Genomic DNA, 23,820 nt, shown 5'->3' on the forward strand with positions numbered 1-23,820 from the left:
GCTAGCGGCACTTCCACGCATCAGAATTGTGAATCGATGAAGCCGCACTGATTCATCGAACTCGTTGGACGAGATGGACGTAAGCGGCGAATGTGGCGTCATGCCGACAGATGCCGCGACACATCTCCACCGCATCGATCCCGCGTGCAACATGGCGCGGTACTATAGCTTGTCGACAACGCCGAGCCTGTTCGGCGATATTTGTGTTGTACGGGAGTGGGGGAGGATCGGACGGCCGGGCCGTATCCGTATCGACCTCTACCAGGAAGCAGAGGAGGCGCACGCGGCTTGCTTGGTGATCGAGCACGCCAAAAGACGACGCGGCTATCATGATGCGTGAGGGAATGGTTGACGATTGGGATGTAATCGGCGGGACAGCAAAAAAAGGCCTGCGCCGGTGCAGGCCTCTTGGCTGTCCAGTGATTATTCGAATTGCGGCTTTCGCAGAGGTTCGCCGAGACAGTGGCGCGGCCGGCCGGCGTGTTCCGCCTTGTCGGCGGCGAGTTGCGCGGCGACTTCCTCGGGAAGCGGCGTGAAGTCGTACCCTTTGGCAAAGGCTGCTGCGTGCAGGGCGACAATCGTGTCGAAGTCCCGATCGTATGTGCCGAGCCACAGCGCCGGTTCGTCGGTCTCTTCGTGGGGGAACGCCTGCAGGAAGTAGGTTCGCAGCGGCGGGTCGTAGCCAATGATGGCCTCGGGGTCCGAGCGGCCGCGTCCGGTAACGGTGATGGTATAGCGGCTCATCATAGCCTCCTTGTTCCGGAAAGTGAGGTGAAGGGGCCGGCCCCTTTCGACGCCGGCCGCTCGTAGCTGTCACTGCGGGTTGTTCCAGAGGATGACCTTCTTGTTCTCTTCGCCGCCTGGCGCCGGGGCGAGGTTGCCGAAGATGACGCCGATCTCGGGGGCTTCCAGCTTGACCGAGAGGTACTCCTCTCCCGAACGCTGGGAGATGCGGTGCCAGCCGGCACCGATCTCAAAGCCCGTGCGCTTGTTGACGATCCGGTAGTCGGGCGCGTCCTCGCGCGACTTGTTGGTGTTCGGGATGAGGGTGATCGGGGCGTTGACCCGGAGCGTGGCGAAGACGCCTTCCATCGAGCCGTCGGCCTTGGTGGTGAGATTTGCGATCGTGGTGGCCATGGTAGTTCTCCTTCGGTTGCATCGGGACCATTCCCGATGGCGCCAAAGGAGAGGGCCGTCCTGCTGCGGTCATCTCGGCGAAAATTCTGGAAAATTCTATTTGCTAAAAAGCGCGGGCAGGCCCTTCGCCTGACCGCAACCAAAAACAGAAATCGAATTTTCCAGAATTTTCGCCGAGTGTACCCCCAACGGGGGTTGACCGCACAAAGCAGGCGGTCGTCTACAAAGGCGACATGAAACGGGATGGCCCCGGATGCGGCAGATGGACAAGAACCCAGGCCGCCATCGCTTGACCGCCGACGCAACGCTGCCGGATCGCCGGGATGCTTGCCGCGCACCCCCGGGTCATGTCGCCTGCGTCATCAACACCTCGAACAGCAGCATGGCGCGTGAACCGCCTTGGGTGTTCGGGATGGCGGTACAGCGGTTTTGAGATCGGAGCCGACTGGCAGCGAACTTTACGCCCCTCGGTAGCAATCCCTCGAAGCCACGATGGATGACCGCGCAAGCCAGGATGTTCGGCACGCTGCACCCGCTTCAGATGCGAGACGGGCAAGATAATCATCGTGCACAACGCCCCGCGGCTCTGCGCGTGGGCCGGTTTCGAAAGGGGTCGGCTCCGGCCGTTCATCGAAGGGAAGTTGGGGGCTCGGGCCGGATCAAGCATGTCGGATCGGACCCGCCGGGCTGTCGGCCGGACTGCGCCTACATCATCCCGGCAACGCCATACGCTCGTCCGGCGTCATGCGGGCTTCGGCTTGGCGGCGAATGTCGGGACCGGCATGCCGGAGCATGGCGCACCAGTCTTCCACAGTGTACGTCGTCGCCATGCTGCCCCTGGACAGATCGTAAATGACGCACGGCTTGTTCGCTATGGCCAGCCGAAGCACGTTGACGGCCGTGCCGGGTGATGCGCCGTCCCAGACCATCATGCCAAAGTCGGCGCGCCGCGCCATCTCCCGGTCTTTGGCGGCGTGGACCCAGTATCCTTCGGCGCCCGCGGGAGAAGGAACATGGTAGGCGGCCCAGTCGCCCAGATTGTTGCGGGGTTCCTTGCCCGCATGGAAGACCCCGACATGCTCGTAATTGTAGCCGGCGAGCAGGCCCTGCGCCTCGGTATCGGCTCCAGACGCGTCCCCAATCAGCACGCCGTGCTCGGCAGCAACGATCGCGCCGATGCGAGTGATGGCAGGTTCCGGCAGCTCGAATATCTCGCGTGATCCACCTATGAATATCATCGACATCGTGACTTTCCCTTCTCTCCAGCGTCCCTCCGCCCCGCGCCGGCCGCCCTCTTCCTCTGGCCCTGCGCGAGGGATCGTCACCCGAAGGCCGAGACGGCGAAGCCGGCGCGGGGAGCGGCGGGACGCCGCGACTAGAGCCCGGCCGGCCGCAGGCCGGCGCGCCCGGACCCTGCCGCTGCCGAGGCGCTAAGCGCGTGGAGCTAGTGGCCTTTGTCGGCCAGCCAGAGGCTCACGTCCTGGATCGAGCGCATGAGCACCGACGGATTGTCCCGCGCGGGGATGAAGCCCCAGCTCTGCCAGTACTGCTCGGCCTCGGCGTCGATCGCCCGCACCACCATCGCGCGGCCGCCGACGATGTCGGCGCCCGCGACGCAGCGATGCAGCGCGTTCTTGACCAGGCCGCTGCCGATGCCTTGTCCGGCATATCGGTGGTCGACGGCGAGTTGTCCGATCAGCAAGCAGGGGATCGGGTCGGGCGGACGACCGGTGCGGATGGCGCGCGGCGCGCTGTTTGGCTGGATCACGCCGGGCGCGAGGCCGTAATAGCCGACGACTGTCCCCTCGTCGTGAACGATCAGGACGCGGGTGAACCCGCGGGCCTGGTTCGTTCGCGCGAAGCCGGCCAGCCAAGCGTTGAGCGCCGGCTTGCCGCAATCGAAGCTGTCGAGGCGGTGCGCGTCGTCAAGGAGTTCGATGCCTGAAAGCGCCACCTAGCGGTCCCAGGGCGGCGACCGACGCAGCCGCTCGGCCGCCTTCGGCGTGGGCGGGGCGGCGGGGGCTGAGATCGCCTGCATGAAGGCGTCATAAGCTTCCGGGGACACGCGGATGACGGTTTCGTTGAGGATGGCCGCCTGCGCCTCGTGGAGTGCTGCGCGTCGCATGAACTCCGTGCGCGAGAGGCCGAGCAGCTCCGCGCCGCGGTCGATGATGGTGAGATCATCATCGCGAAACCGCATCGAGACGGGTATTTCCTTCCTCGTGGCTGTGGTGGCCATGGCGCGCTCCTGTGCTGCGGATGTATATACGTCGGTGCAACGCGGATCGCAATACCGGGTTGCGTGGCGGCACGCTCCACCGCGTTGATCCGATTAGTGGAGGTGGAGGGTGCCGTGCTTCGCGCGCGGGCTTCGGTGCGCTTCGCGGGCGCCGAACCCGGCCGCGCGCGGTCGGGTTCGGCGGTGCGGATTGCGAGGAAACCGACGCTCACGCGGCGTCTTCCGCGAACCGCCAGACGGGGATGCCGAGCCGACGGGCCTTGTCGGCAAGGTTGTCGGTGATGCCGGAGCCGGGAAAGACGATCAGGCCATAGGGCACGACCGAGAGAAGCTGGTCGTTGCGGCGGAACGGAGCCGCCTTGGCGTGCCGGTTCCAATCCGGCTTGAAGGCGATCTGCGTGACCTTGCGGTTCTCGGCCCAGCAGGCGGCGATGCGTTCGGCGCCGCGCGGGCTACCGCCGTGGAGCAGTACCATGTCGGGATGCTTCTCGTGGGCCTTGTCGAGCGCGTCCCAGATCCGGTCGTGATCGTTGCAGTCGAGACCACCGGCGAAGGCGATCTTAGTGCCGGCCGGAACGAGCACCTCGGTTTCGGCGTGGCGGCGGGCGGCGAGGAAGTCGCGCGAGTCGATCACCGACGCGGTCATCGCCTGGTGGCTGACCTTGGAGCCGGTGCGCGGCCGCCATGCCGATCCGGTCTGCGCCTCGTAGAGGTCGGCGGCCTCATCGCGCATGATTTCGAGCACGTTGCGCCGCTCGATATAGGTTATGCCCTCGGCTGTGAGCCGTTCCAGCTCGACGGACTTCACCTCGGAGCCGTCCTGCTCCTGCTGGCTCGAGCGTTGCGCCTCCTCATTGCGGTCGAGGCTGCGGGCGACGCGCTCGGCGGCGCGGTGGAAGACGTTGGTGAAAGACCAGAGAAGGTCGCCGAGGTCGGGTTCGAGTCTGGTGTCGCCGAGCATGCCGGCGAAGGTCTCGACGATACCGGCGAGGCCGGCCCGGATCACCTCGTCGTCGGGAAGTGGCCGAGGATCGGGCTCGTCCTGATGCGGACGATGACCGTACATCTGCAGTTCGAGGATGACGCGGTCGGTCGGTGAGGACGTGTGGTAGGGCTCGTAGGCGTCGTCGAAAGGAAGGTCGTAGGTCATGGCGTGTCTCCATCGGTTGTGGCCGCGCCTGTCGCGGCCTGACAGCGCATCCCGGCCGCGGCCCGGGCGCGGCCGCACCGAAGGCCGGAGCGCGAGCGGAGGACGGCGCCAGCCGTTGCGGCCACGACCGGGGCGTGGCAGGGGTCGCCTCTCAGGCAGGCCGCGGGCGCGGCCTCTCCGGCGGACCGCCGCCATGCCTGCAGGGCCTCCGGTGACGCCACACTACCCGCCTGCCGGCCCGAGTTGTTCATCCGGCGGGAGAAAGAGACCGGCATCCTCCGGGGCGAGTTGATCGCTGAGCCAGGCCGCGAGATGGGTCGGGCCGAGATGACGCAGATCGTCGTTGAAGTCGCCGAGTTGCGGCCGCAGCGCCAGGGCGAGAATCCCGGCGTCGCCTGCGCGCTGGCTGAGGCGCTCGATGCCATGCCGGCCGGCGGCGTCCGCATCGGCCGCGATATAGAGGCGGCGGCAGCCAGGCGGGAAGGTCAGGCCGGCGAGATGATTGGCCGAGGTGGCGGCGGCCACCGTCAGCGCCGGCATCACCGTCCGGAGCGAAGCCATCGTCTCGAAGCCTTCGCCGGCGGCCGTGACCGGGACCGGCGCGCCGGGATCGAGGCCCAACCAGATGGCGTTGCCGAGAAGATGGCCGAGCGATCGGCGGGGATCGGCGAGTTGGGCCTTGCCGTTGCCTGCCGGATCCAGCCAGGTGCGCTGCAGGCCGGTGATACGACCGTCGGGATCGGTCACGGCGGCGATCAGCGCTGGCAGGGTCTGCGTCTCGCCCGTTAAAAGATCCCGGTAATAACAGCCGGGATGGAAGCGCAGAACACGCTCATGCGTGGGGAGCAGGATGCCGCGACCGGCGAGATAGCGTTCGCCAAGCGTGCCGGCGATCGGCTGGGATATGGCGAACAGGCGACGCGCGGCGTCGGGAGAGCCGCGTGCCGCGGCGGGCTGGCGCTGCGCGCCTGAGGTCCGGGGCTGCGGCCGCGGCATGGCGAGGAAGCGACGTGCTTCATCGGCGACGTCACGGAAGTCGACGAGGCCGCAGCTTTCGCGGATGACATCGAGCAGATCGCCAAATTCTGCCGAGGCTTCGTCCACCCACCTTCCTGCTGGCCCTTTCGCGTTGGCCGTCAGGCGGACATGCATGGAGCGGCCGCGGGTGTTGCGGACGTCGCCGACGATCCAGTGATTGCCGGAGCGATGACCGTTGGAGAGATATTCACGGCACACCGCCTCGGCATGGTCACCGAGGCGGCGTGCCAACTCGGATGCCGAGCCGGTCATGATCGCCTCCCCTCAAGCCGCTGCGGTACGGTCAGTGACGCCGACCAGCGTATGGCGGTCGAGGAGCAAGGCGAGGATGGCGGGCCCTTGCGTGGCAATCGGGATGAACAGCCGGAGCTTCCAGGAGATGATCTCGGAAATCAGTCCGAGCGCCTTCAGCCGCGGCACCATTGCGTCAGTGAAGCCGATCAGCTCGACACGGTAGTCGTGCATGACGCGGCTGCGGCGCAGGATCAGGCCGTCGGCGAGTTGCAGCCCGATCTTGCCTTCCACGAGTCCGGTCCAGGCATCTTCCGGTGCGAGCGTCGGCACATCGGCGAGACCGAGATTGCGGAACATGGTCTCAACAAGGGTCGGAGCGATATGACGGCCGATAATGCGCTCGCCGGCGTCCGTCTGGATGCGGTAAACCCGGCAATCGTCGTCAGGCAACCGCCGCCAGATCGGCAGAAGGAGCCCTGTGACGATGTTGAAGGTGCTGGTGGTGAACTCCGGCACCGCGGCGGCTTCCGCCTCCCAGAGTTCGCAAAACACCTTCCGCTCCGCAGCCTGCCAATGCGTCTCGGCGAGCGCATCACGCCCAAAGCGCAGTTCGTCTGTCGGCCGCAGCAGACGTACGCGGTGTTCGACGGCTCCGTCGTCGAGCATCAGGCTCGCCGTCGGCAGCTGTATCGCCGCGCGCCTCGAGCGTGAGTTGACGAGCAGAACCGATTGGGGCTCCGTGCGGGCGATTGCCAGCACGTCGGCCAGGCCGAGCGGGCGGATGCGATCCTTGCGCGCGACAGTCAGCACATGCGATTGCGCGCCCGAAACCGGATGCGTGTAGACGGTGCGGCGATCGGAGACAACGATGCTCTCCGCCGTGATCGTCTCCAGACCCTTGTCATAGTGCCCGGCGGCGATGGCGCCCTCGATCTTCGCCGCCATCAACTGCTCGAACACCTCGAACAACAGGTTCTGGGTCTCGATGCGCAGTGCGAGCAGCCGATTGAGCCAGGTCGTGATCGGCGGCAGTTCGTCGCGCAGCCCGCCCTCGTCGGTGGTCAGCGACAGGCCTGCGACGGTCTCGAAGGTCGTGAGCGAGCAGCCTTCGATCTTACCCTGGTGGAGCAGCCAGTAGAATTGGCGAAGGGCAGCGCGGGCATAGGGGCTTTCCAGATTGTCCTCGGATCGGAACAGCCCTGCCCCACCGGTCTGGCGCTGGCCGCGCGTGATCGCACCCAGTGTGTCGAGCCGGCGCGCAATGGTCGACAGGAAACGTTTTCCGGCTTTCACATTGGCGGCCATGGGCCGGAACAGCGGCGGCTGCACCTGGTTGGTGCGGTGCGTCCGTCCCAGGCCCTGGATGGCGTTGTCGGCGCGCCAGCCGGCCTCGAGCAGATAGTGCTTACGCAACCTCTGGTTCTTCATCCCGAGGTCTGCGTGGTAGGACCGGCCCGTGCCGCCGGCGTCCGAAAAGATCAACACGCGCTTGTCGTCGTCCATGAAGCTTTGGGTCTCGGCAAGATTGGCCGAGCCCGGGCGGTTCTCGACGGCGAGCCGGTCAACACCGTCGCGGCCGGTCTTCTTCACGATGCGGCGCGAGCGGCCCGTCACCTCAGCGACGGTGTCGGTGCCGAAGTGATGGATGATCTGGTCGAGTGCACTGCCGACCGGCGGCAGCGACGCGATGCGCTCAACCATCTCGTCGCGCCGGCGAACCGCCTCCCGGCACTGGACCGGGTTGCCGTCTTCGTCATGGACTGGCCGCGAATAGACGTTCCCTTCAGCGTCCGAATATTCTTCAAACAGCTGGGTCGGGAAGGAATGCATCAAATACCCGCCGACATATTCGCGCGGCGTGACGTCGACATGGAGATCCGACCATTCCTCGGTGGGGATCTCGGCAAGCCTGCGTTCCATCAGCGCCTCTCCGGTCGAGACAATCTGCACGACCGCCGAATGACCGTCGGTACGGTCCTGCTCGATCGCGCCGATCAGCGTCGGCGTCATCATCGAGGTGATGAGATGGCTGAAGAAGCGTTGCTTGGTGCTCTCGAAGGCCGAGCGGGCCGCAGCCTTGGCGTTGCGGTTCAGCGTGCCGGTCCCGCTGGTGATGTTGGCCGCCTCCAGTGCTGCGGTCAGGTTGTTGTGGATGACCTGGAAGGCGTCCGCATAGGAATTGTAGATGCGGATCTGCTCCTTGGTCAGATCGTGCTCAAGCAGGTCGTATTCGACGCCGTCATAGGAGAGCGAGCGCGAGGTGTAGAGCCCAAGCGATTTGAGATCGCGGGCGAGCACTTCCATTGCGGCGACACCGCCATCCTCGATGGCGGCGACGAACTCCGTACGGTTGGCGAATGGAAAGTCCTCGCTGCCCCAGATGCCCAGGCGCTGCGCATAGGCGAGGTTTTCGACGGCGGTCGCGCCAGTGGCCGAGACATAGATGACACGGGCGTCGGGAAGCGCGTGCTGGAGCCGCAGTCCTGCCTTGCCCTGCTGCGAAGGCGCGACGTCGCCGCGTTCGCTTTTTCCGCCGGCGGCATTGGCCATGGCATGCGCCTCGTCGAAGACGATTACCCCGTCGAAAGACTTTTTGATCCCTGTCGGGCCTACGGCCCTCCTCGCCTCTTGTCCGACCCAGTCGAGGATCTGGGCAATCCGGGATTTCTTGCCCTCGCGTTCCTGGGAGCGCAGCGTCGCGTAGGTGGTGAAGAGGATGCCTTCGGCAAGGCCGATCGGCGTGCCCTGCCGATAACGGGACAAGGGTTGGACCAGGAGTTTCTCCTGGCCGAGTGCGGCCCAATCGCGCTGGGCATCTTCCAGCAGCTTGTCGGACTTCGAGATCCAGATCGCGCGCCGGCGGCCCTGCAGCCAGTTGTCGAGAATGATGCCGGCGACCTGGCGGCCCTTGCCGCAGCCAGTGCCGTCCCCCAAAAACCACCCACGGCGGAAGCGAACCGAATTGTCGGCGCCGTCAGGTGCGGCCGAGACGACATCGCAGGTCTCGTCGACTGTCCAGGTGCCGGCGAGATGGCCGGAATGCGCTTCGCCGGCATAGATCACGCTCTCGAGCTGGGCGTCAGACAGCAGGCCCTCATCAACGATCGTGCCAGGCAGGAGCGGCCGGTAGGATGGCTTCGGGGGTGCGACGGCGGCCATGGCGGCCGACTGCACGAGCGGCGTCGGATGCGGCTTGGCCCGCGGAATGTGGATCGACTGAAGTACATAGGGCTCGTAGATCGTGTCGGTGAGCCGGCCGCCCTCCTCCGGCATCCAGTCGCGCAGTTCGTACGCGAGGGGGATGGCCGGCGTGATGCTTGTCGTCACCGGGCGGGTGGACTTCGCCCGCGAGACTGAGCGGACCGGCCGGATGGCGTTCGGGGCAGCCGGTGGGGCGACCACAGGTGCAGGTTTCGCTGCGGATCGGCCCGCCATGTGTATGGCGGCATTGCGCAGAATCTCGTTCGACCGGGCGCCGATCGAGTCTGGGAAGCCGCCTGGTGTGCGGGGCGGCAGGTCGGCGATCCAGGCAAGCAGCGTCTCCACGTCCAAAGCCTTGCCCGGCGAGGAAACGAAGCCGGACGGGTCCGCGCATGGCACCTTGTCGATGATCGTTAGGCGGGTTTCGGCGGTGGTGCCATGGCGTGCATAGACGCGGCCGTCGATCGCCGCGGTGAAGATGACGGTGCCCTGCTGCTGCAGCCGCTCGAAGGCAGCCCGCCATTTGGGGATTTCGGGTGAAAGGCCGATGCCGGTGATGGCAACAAGACGGCCGCCCGAACGCAGGCGTGCCAATGCGGAGGAGAGGTGTCGCCACGCGGCATCGGCGACATGGCCGTCGACATAGGCGCCGACCGTGAAAGGTGGATTCATCAGTACCACAGAGGGCTGGATGCCGGCATCGAGGTGATCATCGATATGGGCAGCGTCGTGCCGCGAGACCGGTACACGCTGGAACAGGAGACCGAGGAGATCGACCCGCATCGCGGCAAACTCGTTGAGGAAGAGCGAGGCCCGCGCGATCTCGGCATGGACGGCGAGAAGGCCGGTGCCGGCCGACGGTTCGAGAACGAGATCGGACGAAGAGATCGCCGCGGCGTGAGCGGTGACGAAGGCGAGCGGCAGCGGCGTCGATAATTGCTGCATGGCCTGGCTCTCGTCTGATCGTCTCGTATGGGTGGGAACGAGCCCGGCGATCCGTTTCATCATCGCCAGCGTCGCCTGCGGCGTGGTCGACCGGGACAGGATCGCCGGTCCGAACCGCCGCAGGAACAGCACCTGGGCAGCTTCCAGCGCTTCGTAGGCATCCTTCCAGACCCATAATCCCTGCGCATCACTGCCGCCAAAACTTGTCGTCATGACAGCACGCAGGACTGCGGTGGTGACAGGCTTGCCCTGTTCGAGGAAAGGCAGAAGCTGCATTGCCGCCTGATAGATCGCCCGGGCGTTGTCGATGGCGGTGGACGCCGGCGCGGCATGGGGAGCGGCCGTCCGGGCAACGGTCGGTGTGGTCGTGACGATGTTCATGGAGATGTCCTTCGCGAGAGGGGAATAGCCCGCGCGCCGGCACTCTCTCCGCGCCGGCCGGGCCGCACTCCTCCCGGCTCCCCTCTCCCTCTGGCGTCGGTCCATCAAACGGGTTGCGCTCTGCGCAAAGCCATGACTCAATGCACGGACAGGGATGCGGCGGCGACCTGGAGCTGTGGAGGTGATGCGACGGTTTAGAATTGGCAGTGAGGTCTACGAGGAAGGGTCGCCTGACCTGCAGGCGACCCTGGCGAACGCCTATGCCCACAGGGAGCGTCCCCTATGCCTGTGCCGCGAGCCGGGCTGCCCGATGTACATCGCCCGCATCGGCGACCTGCATCTGATCAAGCGCATGCCGCTCAGCGGCGGCGGGCATGATCTGTCCTGCGATTCCTATGAATCGCCTTACGAGCTGTCCGGGCTCGGCGCCTTGATGGGAGGGGCGATTCAGGTCGATCCAGACAGCGGCATGGCGGCACTCAAGCTGGACTTCAGCCTGTCGAAGACGGGGAGCCGGGCGGCCCCACAACAGATCGGGAATGGTCTCGACAGCGTATCCGGCGAGACCAGGAAACTGTCGCTGCGTGGCCTGCTGCACTATCTGTGGCACGAGGCCGAGCTGACGATCTGGACGTCGCTATGGACCGGCAAGCGGCATTGGTGGAACGTGCGATGGCACATCGCAGAGGCCGCCAAGCAGATGATCGTCAAGGGCAGGCCGCTCGCCGAGACCCTCTTCGTGCCGGAGGCATTCCGGCTGGAGAAGAAGGGGGAGATCGAACAACGTCGGGCGGAGGCTTTGGTGCCGGCGGCCGCGCCGGCGTCGGGGTCGCGCAGGCTTATGGTTTTGGTCGGTGAGGTGAAGGAGTTCGAGCCGGCGCGGGTCGGCCGCAAGCTGGTCGTGCGGCACATGCCCGGCTTTCCATTCATGGTCGACGACGACCTTCATCGTCGCTTGCTCACACGTTTCGAGAGGGAGTTTTCATTGTGGGAGGCTGATCACCAGTCCCACCTGATGGCGATTGCTACTTTTGGGCTCAACCCGGCCGGACTTGCGGTGATCGAGGAGATTGCCGTCATGGTCGTGACCGAGAACTGGATTCCCTACGAGTCTATCCACGAAAAGACGCTGATCGAGGCGCTCGCAACGATGCGCGAGAAGAGCGTGAAGGGACTGCGCTACAATCTGCCTGCCGATCAACCTATCGCGAATGCCATGTTCCAGAGCCGGACGCAGCCAGTAGCGCTCTATATCGTGCCGTCCGGAGCAGACGAGACATTCGAGGCCTCGCTCCAGGAAATGATCGCGGCGCGAGCGGAGATCGGCTCCTGGGTTTGGCGCATCAGTGAAGGCGATATGCCGCCTGTGCGAGTTTGAGCGTCGCAACGCGTGTTAGACTAGCAGGATTCAGACTGCGCTACGCGAGGCCAAGCTTCTTCTTGAGTTCGGCGTTCTCCTTGCGCAGACGTTCTGCAAGCAGGCCCTTCAGGCGCTTGTTTTCGTCCTCGAGCGCGAGCAAATCCTTGAGATCGCCACCATCCGAGGGGGGCGTTGCGGCCTTCTTCCACTGATAATAGGTCTGCTCGGATATGCCGGCCTGCCTTGCGGCGCTTTTGAGGGTCTCGCCGCTGCCGATCGATTTCTCGATTTGGCCAAGCTTCTGGGCGCGTTCTTTTGAGGAGTAGATCTTTCGGCCGGTGCGGACGGCTGCTGCGGGAGCTTCAGCGGCTGCGGGCGCCGCCTTGGCGCCGTTCTTGCGAGCAGGCTGCTTGGCCTCGGCCTTTACCTCGCGCTCGCGGAACTTTCTTCTTCGGCTCAGGTGCCTTCGGCTTGGCCGGCGCTTCAGCAGTGATTTGGGGCGATTCAGATTCCTGAGGGTCGGCCATATGATGCTCCACTTGCGGTTTGTGCCCACCTTCAACATCAACAGGTCTTAAACTAGAGTCAACAACGTGACCATTTGGCAGGTCCATTGTTTCAGAAGCCTTGGCCGTCTCTGCCATAGCTGCTGACAGGTCAACGTCGCCCCAAATAGAGTTCCCTCTTTTTTGGATGCCGCGCTTCTGTTTGACCTCCACGATGAATGGTCGAGTCTGCTGCCTCATAGTGCCTTCCCTTGGGAGAAGCGACTTGCATAACGGGTCGCTTTTTCTCTATCGGTCCGAGCTTTATCGAAAGAGGCCGCCCACGGGCAAGCGATGTTTCGACCAATCAGTAGACATGCTGGGCCAGCACCCTGGTCTCCAGGACATGTCGCGCGAACTCCTTCGCCGGATAGCCGTCGGCGGGTTGCCCCAACTCCATTGAGGAAGGCGGTACATCCGGAATTCGAAAAGACGTTGCGGCTTGGCATACTCCTTCAAGCCGGGCTGCAGTTTAACCCTCTTTGTTCCAGCGCAAAGACCCGGACCTTTATTTGGGCAATTTATGGCCCAATGGTTCGCGCTATTGCGGCCTCTCGACAGTGCGTTGCGTCGGATGAGTCCGCTCTGAGTTTCAAGGCCGTTGTGTTGAACATGCATGGAGCTTCGTCATGAACACCCAATTCTCAAGTCCAGAACTATGGGAGCGTACCGTCGGAGACATAGCTGCTACGCTGCCTGGCGCCACCGCCGTATTCCGCAAGTTCAAGATCGACTTCTGCTGCAATGGCGATCTCACCCTCGACGCCGCTGCGCACCGGCGCGGAGTCGATCCCAATGAGATCGAGCGCGAGTTGGAGACGCTTGGTACCGGCGCTGGGGAGACAGCCGCGCCGGCTGCGATGGACAGCGATGAATTGATCGACCACATTCAAGCCTGCTACCACGAGGCGCACCGCCGCGCTCTGCCCGAGCTCATCGCGCTGTCGCGCAAGGTCGAGGCCGTGCATCGCGGGCATCCGAAGGTGCCGGCTGGCCTTTCCGATGCGCTACGGCAGATGCAAAGCGAACTGGAGCAGCATATGGCCAAGGAAGAGGCCATTCTGTTTCCGGCGATGCGGCAGTGGGCCGAAGGCAAGTTCGATATACCGATTTCGGAACTTCGGCACGAGCACGACGACCAGGGCACCTTGCTTCGGCTGCTTGAAAGCCTCACCGACGACTTCGCCACGCCCGACGGGGCCTGCCGCTCCTGGCAGGCGCTCTACGTCGGCGTGGCCCAGCTTGCCGAGGAACTGATAGAGCACATCCACCTGGAGAACAACGTCTTGTTCCCGCGGTTCGCGGCAACGGAAAGCCGGGCCTAGAGTGACGACGGCTGCAGCAATGCGGATCGCTTGGCGAATCCTCGACTGAGGGCTTGGCGCTGGGGAGGTAGTCGCTGTGCTGCCACTGCCGCCGTCAACACCAACTATACATGCGAAGTGGTTTAGCCCGAGCTGGCGGAGGTTAGAAATGAGAATCCCGATCTTTGGCCCGAACTCTTTCGGAAAAAAGTAGAATGCGTGCGCCCATCCCATACTCGATCGGGGCGATTTTCGACGGCATTCAACGTCGTCTACTATTGTGCAGCGAGCGCTAGACGCCGCGACTACCGTTAAATTTCCATCAACATTCGCGTGCGATAGTACGCCGCATAATCAATCTCCGACCCAGGCCCTTCCTAGATAAACCAGCGCAAATCACCGCCGTCCACGCCAAGGCGAGGTCTCTTGAGGGCTACTCACGGCGACATTGGCGATCTTCAATCATGAACGCTCATCCGACCGCCGCCATCGTCGCATCCATCGGCTGGCTGAAAGCTCGCAGACGCTCCGCTGCAGTGAACTGATCGAGCTGGGACAATTCGATTTCTTGTGCGAGCCCCCCTGAGAATTCGCGGAACGGCAATAGATTGATGAGGGGAACACCGATCAGCACGGGAACGGATAGCTCAAGCGCCTTGGCGATCAGCGACCTAAAACCGCCGCCTTCGACCTCGGCCTTTCCGAATTTGCAGAGGACCAGCAACGCGGTTTGGCTCGACAACTGCGCTTCGGCAACCGTGCAGGCGCGGTGCAGCCGATCGGTATTCAAAACGCAGCCTCGTGCTTGAGGACCCCGATCATCTGATATCCCGTGGAGCTCACCTGTGGCTAGGTCCCGAAGATACATGTCGCACTTCAGTCGACCTGGTCTCGGTTCACTACGCTGGATGAGCCCGGCCAATTGAATGCCTTGTTCGACCATGGCGGCGGTGAATTCCTGCAAAAAAGCTTCGAACTCCGACCCGCTTGAATAAACGATTGCAGTGATGGGATGGCTAGGAACGACGGTTTGCACGTGAGGTTTCCCCTTTAGATGGAATTCTGCCTTTCACCGAATCGGCATTGATCGAATGGAAGCACTTCAAGTGGGGTTCCAACTTCGACAGGCGTTGAGGCACCAGGCACAATCGCGACGGCGTCGGCGAACACCATCGGCATCAATCTGTGCGACCCCTCCGATCCGCAGCGATATGCGGTCAGTCGACCCTGTTCGACGTTCAGACGAACCGGCAGCAGTTCCGTGCGATCCGGCTTGCGGGCATGTTTGAACTCTATCTCAGCCGTGATGCGGTTCGCTGGAACTTGACCGAGAAGGGCTTTCATCATCGGGCGCGCGAAGGCGAGCGCGCCAAACGCTGCAGCTTGTGGGTTGCCGGGCAGTCCTATGAAATACGCGCCTGCAAGCGTGCCTAACGCCAGCGGCTTGCCGGGCTTCATCGCTACGTTAACGATGTCAAGGCCGCCGCCGGCGCGCAAGACGGCATTGCGCACGTGATCTTCTTCGCCGATCGACATTCCGGCGGTAGCGATGACGACGTCGGCCGCTCCTGCGGTGCTTTCGAGCGCTTGCGCGATGGCGGCCAGGTCGTCACGAACGGATAGGGAGGTGACATGTGCGTTGGGCGACGCCAGCAGCGCGCCCAGCATCGGACCATTGCTGTCGTAAATGGCGCCAGGCGAAAGCGACTCCCCCGCATCGCGGAGCTCGCTGCCGGTTGCGAGAACCACGATCCGGAGCGGACGGGCAACCGAAACCGTCGCAATGCCAAGCGCGCTTAGCAGCGCAACTTCTGCCCAGCCGATCACCCGGCCTGGCCGAAGGATAGTCGTGCCTTGTTTTACGTCCTCACCAACCCGTCGAATGTGCGTACCGGCTTCGACGTCGAGCCCGAACTGCACAATATCGCCCCTGCGGGTTGCATGCTCCTGCATAGCGACAGTATCCGCGCCGCCTGGCAATGCGGCACCAGTCATAACGCGATGGGCTGTCCCCGGTGCCAACACGTCCGGTTTGTCGCCAGCGCATGTGCGTCCGGAAATAGGCAGGACCAAAGGAACACCCTTCTTGCCCGACAGTCGGAAGGCATATCCATCCATCGCCGCCTGATCGAACGGCGGAAGGGCGCCCGGAGCTTTGATCGTCGCGGCCAGGATGCGTCCTACCGCATGCGCCAACGGCACGTCTTCCTGCCTGTTGAGTGGTTCAGCAAGCGCGGCGGAAACGCCTCGTGCGACTTCAAACGACATTATCTGCGCGCCTGAGCGGAAGCAGTTGTTGCGTGGTGCACCCATCATCAGGCTGCCTTCACTGCTGGCAGGGATTTTTCGAGAATTGCTCGCATGGCCGCGAGGCCAGGATCTTCCGCTCGATTCATCAGACCGATGAGCTGCGTCCAATGATCATCCGATGCGGTGTCCAGGAAATTGCGAACGGCCGAGCCGACGATCTCGCCTGGCAAGCGACCGGACGCTGCGGCCGCTGCGGCCAAACGCGTCAGCAAGGCGGGCTCGTCGAACGCCGCGACAAGCCCCATGGCGACCCCAGGATGTTCCAGCGAGGCTATGAGATTTCCGAGCATCGCATCGTCCTCACTGCACCAGTGGCGAAGGTGAGCCGTCGATCTCAATCCCGCGGATATCCGCCTGACCGACAAGCAGGGAGACGTATTGCGCCGTTGCTTGCCGGTGGACATGCTCGGTCAAATAGGCGGCGATGCGCTCGCGCACGTCCTCGAACGGCAGTTGGCGCCCGTCGATCCGCCGTGTCAGGCGGATGAGGTGCACGCCGTAACGTGTCTCGACTGGCAGCGAGATTTCGCCGGGGACGAGATTGGCCAGAGCGGCTTCGAATTCCTGCGTCGTGTCTCCCGGCCCGATCTGGCCGAGACTGCCCCCAAGCGCTGCCGAAGGGCAATCCGAGCAGTCTTGCGCCAGCGCCGCAAAACGCTTTGGCGCCGTTTTCAGCATCGATCTCAGCGACAACGCCTTCTCGCGCGCGATGACAAAGCCTTCGTCATCACGACGTGCAGCTATGAGGATATGATCGGCTTCGTACAATGGTGATGAAACGAAGCGGCGAAGATTGTTCTCGTAGAATCGGTGCAGCATCTCCTCATCCGCCGTCGGAACACGAACCTCGCGCTCGATGAGGGCCCGCACCAGGGCATCTTCCACTGTCTCCCGTCGTCCATCCTGATCGGTCTGCTGTTCCGCCAGGATATCGAGCCGCTTGGCCTCCTGCAGGAGCAATTCACGAATGACCAGTGCACTGGTTGCCGCTCTCCAACCCTCGCCGGGGTTGCGGGCAGGAAAGTTCTGCACCTCGGCGGCAATCGCCTTGCGCGATATCGCAACACCGTTGACGGTCACCGGCGGCATTGCCACGCGCTCGCGGGACGGCGCGGTGTCGGGAACGGCGGGACGGTGTTCGTGCGAGTGTTCGGACGACGGGCTGCGGCTGGCGGCATGATTGATGACAAGCGCGGTCATGATCTACTCCGCAGGCTGGGGCGAGGGAACGGCGACAGGTCGTACCGGCTCGGACGACCGGACCGTTGGCACGGGCACGGGTCTTCGGCGCTCCGCGAAACGGGTACGCACCACCTGGTAGCCGGGGCGCCCAAGATACCAGACCGGCGCACTCCACACGTGAACCAGTCTCGTGAACGGGAAGACGAGGAAGATGGTCATACCCAACAGGAGATGCGCCTTGAAGATCGGATTGACGTCAGCGACATAGGCCGCGGCCGATGGCTGCAAGGTAAGAATGCCTTGCGCCCAGTTCATGAATTTCACCATCTCGTGGCCATCCATGTGACCGAGCGAGACGAAGATGGTGGAGAGGCCGAGAGTGAGCTGCAACCAAAGCAGCAATAGAACCGCGACGTCGCCAAAACTGGACGTCTTCCGGATGCGGGAATCGAATATTCGACGATGGGCAAGGAGTGTGACCCCAATGAAGCAGGCAATGCCAGCAAGGCCGCCGACGGTGATGGCGAGACCTTGCTTGAAACTGTGAGAGATGCCGAGCGCGTCAAATATCCAGATCGGCGTCAGCAGGCCGACAAAATGCCCACCGAAAATTGCCAGGATACCGACGTGGAAGAGGTTGGAACCCCACCGGAGCTCGCGTCGCCTAAGTAGTTGGGAGGAACCCGTTTTCCAAGTGTACTGCTCGCGGTCAAAACGGATCAGGCTCCCAAGCAGGAAAACTGTCAGGCAGAAATAGGGATACCAGCCAAAAAGCGCGTCGTTGATTGTGTTAGACATCGCTTCCTCCTGTTTCAGGCGCCAAACTGTGCCGTACGTCGCGTTTTGCGGCGCGCATCTGAATTCGCATTCGGTCAACGGAACAGCCGTCGGCCGCGTTTCCTGGACCGAAAGTGACAGCGGTTTCTTCCCAAGCTGCATCGATGGCTGCCAGGTCGTCGGGCTCATCATTTGTCTCTGCCGCGTCGGTGATCATAGCGGCTTGGTTGACGATCGAGAGCGCGGCGGTGAACACGGCGGCGTAGCCTCCGTTTCGCTTGGCCAGTCTTTCCTCGAGCAAGGAGAAGATATGAGCGGTCTCATTGAGCAGGCCGCGCGCCTCATCGAGCGGACGATCCGAAAGAAACTCCAGGAAAAGCGGTATGAAGTCTGGCAGTTCGTTCGCCGTCACGAGCAGCCCAGCACGCTGATAATGTTCCACCAGATCGACCATTGCCTGACCCCGATCCCGGCTCTCGCCATGGATGTGCTCGAAAAGGTGCAACGAGTGTCGGCGCGTCTTGTCGAACAGTTCGACGTACCGCTCCTGGAGGTCGTACAGATTCATAATGCACAGATCGCCAAGCAAGGGATGGAGCTGCTCGATTGCGTTGTTCGATACCAGCCTCTCAGCCGCGAGGGCTGCGGTGATTTCCGGGATCGCTGCTGAAAGCTCCTCAGTCGGATAGGCAAGGAGCGCCGAGAGCGCCTTGAACGTTTTGTGCGACAGCATCACCGTCATCACACGATCTCCATCGGGTTTGTTGGCCGCTTGGTCTGCTTGGTGCCAAACAGGTTGGTCTCCGTGGAACCTCCCGAGCAGCCGTTTCCGAAGGAGAAGCCGCAGGAGCCTCGCATGTCCTGGGCGTCCTCGCTCCATTCGCGATGCGCCGTCGGGATGACGAAACGATCCTCATAGTTCGCTATTGCCATGACCTTGTACATTTCATCGATGGCCGTTCCGGTTAGGCCGACACGCGTCGCAATCGACTCGTCCAGGCGGCCATCGATCGTCTTCGCCCGCATATAACTGCGCATCGCGAGCATACGTTCGAGCGCGAGAGCGACGGGCTCCTCCTTGCCGGCGGTCAGCAGATTGGCGAGATATTGGAGGGGAATGCGCAGGCTGCGCACATCTGGCATGTCGCCATCGACTCCCATCTTGCCTGCCGCGGCCGCCGACTGGATGGGCGAAAGCGGCGGCACATACCAGACCATCGGCAGGGTGCGGTATTCCGGGTGAAGCGGAAAAGCGATTTTCCACTCCATCGCCATCTTCCAGACGGGCGACAGCTTGGCCGCCTCCAGCCAGTTGTCGGGAATCCCGTCAGCGCGGGCCTGGGCGATAACGGCCGGGTCGTTCGGATTGAGGAAAACGTCCAGCTGCGCCTGATAGAGGTCCTTCTCATCGGGGGTGCTGGCGGCTGCCTCGATCCGGTCGGCGTCGTAAAGGATCACGCCGAGATAGCGAATGCGCCCGACGCAAGTTTCCGAACAAACCGTCGGCTGCCCTGCCTCGATGCGCGGATAACAGAAGATGCACTTCTCGGATTTGCCCGATGACCAGTTGTAGTAGATCTTCTTGTAGGGGCATCCGGAGACGCACATGCGCCAGCCGCGGCATTTGTCCTGGTCGATCAGGACGATGCCGTCCTCCTCGCGTTTGTAGATCGCCCCCGACGGACAAACCGCCGCGCAGGTCGGATTGAGGCAGTGCTCGCACAGCCGCGGCAGGTACATCATGAAGGTGTTTTCGAACTGGCCGTAGATGTCCTTCTGGACGCCCTCGAAGTTCACGTCCTTAGAACGCTTCTCGAACTCGCCGCCGAGGATCTCCTCCCAGTTCGGCCCCCACTCAATCTTTTCCATCCGTTCGCCGGTGATCGCCGAACGCGGGCGGGCCGTGGGAAAAGCCTTCGATTCCTTCGCCGTATGAAGGTGCTGGTAGTCGAAGGTGAATGGCTCGTAATAGTCGTCGATCTCCGGCAGGTCGGGGTTGGCGAAGATGTTTGCAAGGATGCGCCATTTGGCGCCCATCTTCGGCTCGATCTTGCCGCTGGCTTTACGCTTCCAGCCCCCATTCCATTTCTTCTGGTTCTCCCATTCCTTGGGATAGCCGACGCCGGGCTTGGTTTCGACATTGTTGAACCAGGCGTATTCGACGCCTTCCCGATTGGTCCAGACGTTCTTGCAGGTGACCGAGCAGGTGTGGCACCCGATGCATTTGTCGAGGTTCAGCACCATCGCGATCTGCGCACGGATTTTCATTCTGCTGCCTCCTTCGGCGCTTCGGATTCGAGTGGCCCTTCGAGCCAATCGACATTGGCCATCTTACGGACAACGATGAATTCGTCGCGGTTAGAACCGACGGTGCCGTAGTAGTTGAAGCCATAGGACTGCTGAGCGTAGCCGCCGATCATGTGGGTGGGCTTCAGCACCGTTCGGGTGACCGAGTTGTGGATCCCGCCCCGGTTGCCGGTCATTTCCGATCCTGGCGTGTTCACGATCTTTTCCTGGGCGTGATACATCAGCATCATGCCCGGCTTGACGCGCTGAGAGACGACGGCGCGAGCCGTCAAGGCGCCGTTGATGTTGAAGACTTCGACCCAGTCATTGTCGGCGAGACCGGCCGTCTTTGCATCCGTCTCGGAGATCCACACCACCGGGCCGCCGCGGTTAAGCGTCAGCATCAGGAGATTATCTGAGTAGGTTGAGTGGATGCCCCACTTCTGGTGCGGCGTGATGAAGTTGAGGACGATCTCCTTGTGCCCGTTGGGGCGGACGTCCTTGATGCCTGGGATCGTCTTGAGATCGACCGGTGGCTTCCAGGTAACGAGCCCCTCGCCGAAAGCCCGCATCCAGAGGTGATCCTGGTAGAGCTGCTGGCGGCCGGTCAACGTCCGCCACGGGATCAATTCGTGGACATTGGTATAGCCGGCGTTGTAGCAGACCTTCTCGCTTTCGATGCCCGACCATGTCGGCGACGAAATGATCTTGCGCGGCTGCGCCTGGATATCGCGAAAGCGGATCCTCTCATCTTCCTTCGGCAGGGCAAGGTGGGCATGCTCCCGGCCGGTAATCTCCGACAAGGCTTCCCAGGCTTTGATCGCCACCTCGCCATTGGTTTCCGGCGCTAGCATGAGGATGACCTCGGCGGCGTCGATATCGGTCTCGATTTTCGGCAAGCCCTTGCCCGCACCCTGGAGGTGTATCCCATTCAATGCTCCAAGTGCCTCGACTTCGTGCTTGGTGTCCCAGGCGATGCCTTTGCCCCCGTTACCGAGTTTCGTCATCAGCGGCCCCAACGCTGTGAACTGGGCATAGAGATTGGGATAGTCGCGGGTGACGAGAGTCACGGATGGCATCGTCTTGCCCGGGATCGGCTCAACTTCGCCAAGCTTCCAGTCCTTGACGTCGAGGGCTTGGGCCATCTCGGCGGGGCTGTCATGCTGGATCGGAGTGAGAACCACATCCTGCTCAACGCCCAGCACCTCCGGCGACACCTCCGAGAAGGCTTTGGCGAGGCTCTTGTAAATCTCCCAGTCGGAGCGCGCCTCCCATACCGGATCCACCGCCGCCGACAGCGGATGGATGAAGGGATGCATGTCGGACGTGTTGAGGTCGTTCTTCTCGTACCAGGTAGCCGTCGGCAGCACGATGTCGGAGTAGACACAGGTGGTCGACATTCGGAAGTCGAGGGTGACCAGGAGGTCGAGCTTTCCCTGCGGCGCCGTCTCGTGCCAGGCGACTTCGGTGTTTCGGACCGCCCCTTCGGGACCGAGATCCTTGCCCATCACGCCGTGGGTGGTGCCCAGCAGATGCTTGAGGAAATACTCATGACCCTTGCCGGATGAACCGAGGAGATTCGAGCGCCAGACGAACATGTTGCGCGGCCAGTTGGCGGGATCGTCTGGATCGTGGCAGGACAGCTCCAGCTCGCCGGATTTCAGGGCGTTCGGGACATAGTCTTTCGGCTCAAGGCCGGCGGCTTTGGCCTTGGCTGCGATCGAAAGTGGATTCTGCTTCAACTGGGGTGCCGAAGGCAGCCAGCCCATACGCTCGGCACGAACGTTGTAGTCGATGAAGCTCTTGTTCCAGTCGCCCTCGGGCGCGGTCGGCGACAATATTTCGGCGGCCGTTAGGGTCTCGTAGCGCCACTGGTCGGTCTGCGCATAAAAGAAGGACGTTGAGTTCATGTGCCTGGGCGGCCGGCTCCAATCGAGCCCGAAAGCAAGTGGTGTCCAGCCGGTCTGCGGTCGCAGCTTTTCCTGCCCGACATAGTGCGACCAGCCACCCCCTGACTGGCCGATGGCGCCACAGAAGACCAGGAGGTTGATGATCCCCCGGTAGGTCATGTCCATATGGTACCAGTGATTGACGCCGGCACCGAGGATCACCATCGAGCGGCCGTTCGTCTTCTCAGCATTGGTCGCGAACTCACGCGCTACGGTGACAATCGCATCGCGGTTTACGCCTGTGACATGCTCTGCCCAAGCCGGCGTAAACGGGACATCGTCATCGTAGCTCTTGGCTGTGTGCGCGCCGCCAAAGCCACGGTCGAGGCCGTAGTTAGCCATCATCAGGTCGTGCACGGTGGCTACTGCCACCTGGGTGCCGTCGGACAGCTTGATCCGCCTGACCGGAAGGTTTCGGGTGAGAATCTCACCGTGATCGGTCGAGACGAAATGCTCGGTCGCGCGACCCCCAAAATACGGAAAATCGACAGGCGCAATCTTGGATTTCTTCCCAGCAAGCGTCAGCCTGAGCCGGATGTTGTCGCCCTTGCCGTCCTTCTCCTCGAGATTCCATTTGGCGCCCTCGCCCCACCGATAGCCGATCGAGCCGCGCGGCGAGACGAGTGCATCCGTAGCCTCGTCGATCGCGACCGCCTTCCATTCCGGATTGTTGCTCTCGCTCAAGCCACCAGCGACCTCCGAGGCGCGTAGGAGCCGTTCCGGAACGAGCCGGCCATCCCGTTCCGTAAGGCGAACCAGGAACGGCAAGTCTGTGTATTTGCGGGCATAGTCGTTGAAATACGGGACCGTGCGATCAAGGTAATATTCGCGCAGGATGACGTGGCCCATGGCCAGTGCCAGCGCGGCGTCGGTCCCCTGCTTCGGGTTGAGCCATATGTCGGCGAACTTGGTCGCTTCCGCGTAGTCCGGGCTGACGACCGCGCTCTTGGTGCCCTTGTAACGAACCTCGGTATAGAAATGCGCGTCGGGCGTCCGAGTCTGGGGCACGTTGGAACCCCAGACGATGATGAAGCCGGCATTGTACCAGTCGGCGCTCTCGGGAACGTCGGTCTGCTCGCCCCAGGTCTGGGGGCTCGCCGGCGGCAAGTCGCAATACCAGTCGTAAAACGACATACACACCCCGCCCATCAGCGACAGGTAGCGGGAGCCCGCCGCGTACGAGACCATCGACATGGCCGGGATCGGCGAGAAACCGATGACGCGGTCGGGACCATGAGCCTTTACCGTATAGGCGTTGGCCGCCGCGATGAGTTCGTTCACCTCGTCCCAGGTGGCGCGCACGAAGCCGCCATGGCCGCGGATCGAGACGTAGGATTGCCGCTTGTCCGCATCCTTGACGATCGAGGCCCAGGCGGCAACGGGCGGCATGGTGGCGCGCGCGGCACGCCACAGTTTCAGCAGCCGACCGCGGATCATCGGGTATTTCACCCGAGCGCCGGAATAGAGATACCAACTGTAGGATGCGCCGCGCGCGCAGCCTCGAGGCTCGTGGTTTGGGAGATCCGGCCGTGTGCGCGGATAGTCGGTCTGCTGCGTCTCCCACGTGACGATGCCGCCCTTGACATAGATCTTCCACGAGCAGGAGCCTGTGCAATTCACACCATGGGTGGAGCGCACGATCTTGTCGTGCTGCCAGCGCTTGCGGTAGCCGTCCTCCCAGGAGCGATCTTCATTGGTGACGATTCCGTGGCCGTCAGAGAAACTGTCTACGGTCTTGCGAAAAAAGGTTAGCCGGTCGAGAAAATGCGACATTGCTCTTGC

General features: G+C 63.0%; 20 protein-coding genes. 3 read left to right on the top strand and 17 right to left on the bottom strand.

Annotated elements, in window-relative coordinates:
- Window positions 1-151: 151 nt before the first annotated feature.
- Entirely contained in the window at window positions 152-340 is a 189-nt protein-coding gene (locus FJ970_RS31465; RefSeq protein WP_415752063.1) for a WGR domain-containing protein, read from the top strand.
- 83 nt (window positions 341-423) lie between these two features.
- Here the strand turns inward: FJ970_RS31465 and FJ970_RS31470 are convergent, their stop codons facing one another.
- The 8 genes from FJ970_RS31470 to FJ970_RS31505 all read right to left on the bottom strand — a co-directional run bounded on the left by FJ970_RS31470 (window position 424) and on the right by FJ970_RS31505 (window position 10,325).
- A complete protein-coding gene (locus tag FJ970_RS31470; protein WP_140763101.1) occupies window positions 424-744 on the bottom strand; it encodes a hypothetical protein in 321 nt (106 codons plus the stop codon).
- Between the two features lie 69 nt (window positions 745-813).
- Entirely contained in the window at window positions 814-1,137 is a 324-nt protein-coding gene (locus tag FJ970_RS31475) for a DUF736 domain-containing protein (protein WP_006205585.1), read from the bottom strand.
- 710 nt (window positions 1,138-1,847) lie between these two features.
- Window positions 1,848-2,381, bottom strand: a complete 534-nt coding sequence (locus FJ970_RS31480; RefSeq protein ID WP_140763104.1) for a hypothetical protein — start codon at window positions 2,379-2,381, stop codon at window positions 1,848-1,850.
- Between the two features lie 200 nt (window positions 2,382-2,581).
- Complete coding sequence (locus tag FJ970_RS31485) at window positions 2,582-3,091, bottom strand: GNAT family N-acetyltransferase (protein WP_140763107.1); 510 nt, start codon at window positions 3,089-3,091, stop codon at window positions 2,582-2,584.
- Window positions 3,092-3,376 carry a DUF1778 domain-containing protein gene (locus tag FJ970_RS31490; protein ID WP_140763110.1) on the bottom strand — a complete coding sequence of 95 codons (285 nt, stop codon included), beginning with the start codon at window positions 3,374-3,376 and terminating at the stop codon, window positions 3,092-3,094. It abuts the gene before it with no gap.
- A 208-nt stretch (window positions 3,377-3,584) separates the two neighbouring features.
- Complete coding sequence (locus FJ970_RS31495; protein WP_140763113.1) at window positions 3,585-4,526, bottom strand: DUF2493 domain-containing protein; 942 nt, start codon at window positions 4,524-4,526, stop codon at window positions 3,585-3,587.
- 222 nt (window positions 4,527-4,748) lie between these two features.
- Complete coding sequence (locus tag FJ970_RS31500) at window positions 4,749-5,816, bottom strand: toprim domain-containing protein (RefSeq protein WP_140763116.1); 1,068 nt, start codon at window positions 5,814-5,816, stop codon at window positions 4,749-4,751.
- Between the two features lie 12 nt (window positions 5,817-5,828).
- A complete protein-coding gene (locus FJ970_RS31505; RefSeq protein WP_140763119.1) occupies window positions 5,829-10,325 on the bottom strand; it encodes a strawberry notch family protein in 4,497 nt (1,498 codons plus the stop codon).
- Window positions 10,326-10,509: 184 nt separating this feature from the next.
- Here FJ970_RS31505 and FJ970_RS31510 point away from each other — a divergent pair, with 184 nt between their 5' ends.
- A complete protein-coding gene (locus FJ970_RS31510; protein WP_140763123.1) occupies window positions 10,510-11,703 on the top strand; it encodes a DUF1173 domain-containing protein in 1,194 nt (397 codons plus the stop codon).
- 40 nt (window positions 11,704-11,743) lie between these two features.
- On the opposite strand, the gene FJ970_RS31515 is transcribed toward FJ970_RS31510, so the two are convergent.
- Window positions 11,744-12,250, bottom strand: a complete 507-nt coding sequence (locus FJ970_RS31515) for a transposase (RefSeq protein ID WP_227792324.1) — start codon at window positions 12,248-12,250, stop codon at window positions 11,744-11,746.
- Window positions 12,251-12,859: 609 nt separating this feature from the next.
- On the opposite strand from FJ970_RS31515, the gene ric reads away from it, so the two are divergent.
- Window positions 12,860-13,555, top strand: coding sequence for an iron-sulfur cluster repair di-iron protein (gene ric, locus FJ970_RS31520; protein ID WP_140763126.1), 696 nt, complete (start codon window positions 12,860-12,862; stop codon window positions 13,553-13,555).
- Window positions 13,556-14,006: 451 nt separating this feature from the next.
- Here ric and FJ970_RS31525 read toward each other — a convergent pair whose 3' ends face one another.
- Genes FJ970_RS31525 through FJ970_RS31560 form a run of 8 tightly spaced genes read right to left on the bottom strand, consistent with a single transcriptional unit; the run spans window position 14,007 to window position 23,811 of the window.
- Window positions 14,007-14,570, bottom strand: coding sequence for a DUF2478 domain-containing protein (locus FJ970_RS31525; protein WP_140763129.1), 564 nt, complete (start codon window positions 14,568-14,570; stop codon window positions 14,007-14,009).
- 14 nt (window positions 14,571-14,584) lie between these two features.
- Entirely contained in the window at window positions 14,585-15,850 is a 1,266-nt protein-coding gene (gene glp, locus FJ970_RS31530; protein ID WP_140763132.1) for a gephyrin-like molybdotransferase Glp, read from the bottom strand.
- Window positions 15,850-16,089 carry a hypothetical protein gene (locus FJ970_RS31535; protein ID WP_227792326.1) on the bottom strand — a complete coding sequence of 80 codons (240 nt, stop codon included), beginning with the start codon at window positions 16,087-16,089 and terminating at the stop codon, window positions 15,850-15,852. The genes glp and FJ970_RS31535 overlap by 1 nt, the downstream gene beginning before the upstream one ends.
- A gap of 55 nt (window positions 16,090-16,144) precedes the next feature.
- Entirely contained in the window at window positions 16,145-17,044 is a 900-nt protein-coding gene (locus tag FJ970_RS31540) for a peptidylprolyl isomerase (protein WP_140763138.1), read from the bottom strand.
- A 3-nt stretch (window positions 17,045-17,047) separates the two neighbouring features.
- Window positions 17,048-17,824 (bottom strand): respiratory nitrate reductase subunit gamma, encoded by a 777-nt coding sequence (narI, locus tag FJ970_RS31545; protein ID WP_140763198.1) that lies wholly within the window; start codon window positions 17,822-17,824, stop codon window positions 17,048-17,050.
- Window positions 17,817-18,545 carry a nitrate reductase molybdenum cofactor assembly chaperone gene (gene narJ / locus FJ970_RS31550; protein ID WP_140763141.1) on the bottom strand — a complete coding sequence of 243 codons (729 nt, stop codon included), beginning with the start codon at window positions 18,543-18,545 and terminating at the stop codon, window positions 17,817-17,819. The genes narI and narJ overlap by 8 nt, the downstream gene beginning before the upstream one ends.
- Entirely contained in the window at window positions 18,545-20,071 is a 1,527-nt protein-coding gene (gene narH / locus FJ970_RS31555; RefSeq protein ID WP_140763144.1) for a nitrate reductase subunit beta, read from the bottom strand. Before narH ends, narJ begins: the two co-directional genes overlap by 1 nt.
- The gene (locus FJ970_RS31560) at window positions 20,068-23,811 is read right to left on the bottom strand and encodes a nitrate reductase subunit alpha (protein WP_140763147.1); all 3,744 of its coding nucleotides are present in this window, start codon (window positions 23,809-23,811) and stop codon (window positions 20,068-20,070) included. Before FJ970_RS31560 ends, narH begins: the two co-directional genes overlap by 4 nt.
- Between the last annotated feature and the right edge of the window lie 9 nt (window positions 23,812-23,820).

Source organism: Mesorhizobium sp. B2-1-8 (assembly GCF_006442545.2).
In the GTDB taxonomy this organism is placed as follows: domain Bacteria; phylum Pseudomonadota; class Alphaproteobacteria; order Rhizobiales; family Rhizobiaceae; genus Mesorhizobium.

Coding starts and splice junctions, on each gene's coding strand:
- FJ970_RS31465 (WP_415752063.1), top strand. CDS start 152: ATGGCGCGGTACTATAGCTTGTCGACAACGCCGAGCCTGTTCGGCGAT.
- FJ970_RS31470 (WP_140763101.1), bottom strand. CDS start 744: ATGAGCCGCTATACCATCACCGTTACCGGACGCGGCCGCTCGGACCCC.
- FJ970_RS31475 (WP_006205585.1), bottom strand. CDS start 1,137: ATGGCCACCACGATCGCAAATCTCACCACCAAGGCCGACGGCTCGATG.
- FJ970_RS31480 (WP_140763104.1), bottom strand. CDS start 2,381: ATGTCGATGATATTCATAGGTGGATCACGCGAGATATTCGAGCTGCCG.
- FJ970_RS31490 (WP_140763110.1), bottom strand. CDS start 3,376: ATGGCCACCACAGCCACGAGGAAGGAAATACCCGTCTCGATGCGGTTT.
- FJ970_RS31495 (WP_140763113.1), bottom strand. CDS start 4,526: ATGACCTACGACCTTCCTTTCGACGACGCCTACGAGCCCTACCACACG.
- FJ970_RS31500 (WP_140763116.1), bottom strand. CDS start 5,816: ATGACCGGCTCGGCATCCGAGTTGGCACGCCGCCTCGGTGACCATGCC.
- FJ970_RS31505 (WP_140763119.1), bottom strand. CDS start 10,325: ATGAACATCGTCACGACCACACCGACCGTTGCCCGGACGGCCGCTCCC.
- FJ970_RS31510 (WP_140763123.1), top strand. CDS start 10,510: ATGCGACGGTTTAGAATTGGCAGTGAGGTCTACGAGGAAGGGTCGCCT.
- FJ970_RS31515 (WP_227792324.1), bottom strand. CDS start 12,250: ATGTTGAAGGTGGGCACAAACCGCAAGTGGAGCATCATATGGCCGACC.
- ric (WP_140763126.1), top strand. CDS start 12,860: ATGAACACCCAATTCTCAAGTCCAGAACTATGGGAGCGTACCGTCGGA.
- glp (WP_140763132.1), bottom strand. CDS start 15,850: ATGATGGGTGCACCACGCAACAACTGCTTCCGCTCAGGCGCGCAGATA.
- FJ970_RS31535 (WP_227792326.1), bottom strand. CDS start 16,089: ATGGGGCTTGTCGCGGCGTTCGACGAGCCCGCCTTGCTGACGCGTTTG.
- FJ970_RS31540 (WP_140763138.1), bottom strand. CDS start 17,044: ATGACCGCGCTTGTCATCAATCATGCCGCCAGCCGCAGCCCGTCGTCC.
- narI (WP_140763198.1), bottom strand. CDS start 17,824: ATGTCTAACACAATCAACGACGCGCTTTTTGGCTGGTATCCCTATTTC.
- narJ (WP_140763141.1), bottom strand. CDS start 18,545: ATGACGGTGATGCTGTCGCACAAAACGTTCAAGGCGCTCTCGGCGCTC.
- narH (WP_140763144.1), bottom strand. CDS start 20,071: ATGAAAATCCGTGCGCAGATCGCGATGGTGCTGAACCTCGACAAATGC.
- FJ970_RS31560 (WP_140763147.1), bottom strand. CDS start 23,811: ATGTCGCATTTTCTCGACCGGCTAACCTTTTTTCGCAAGACCGTAGAC.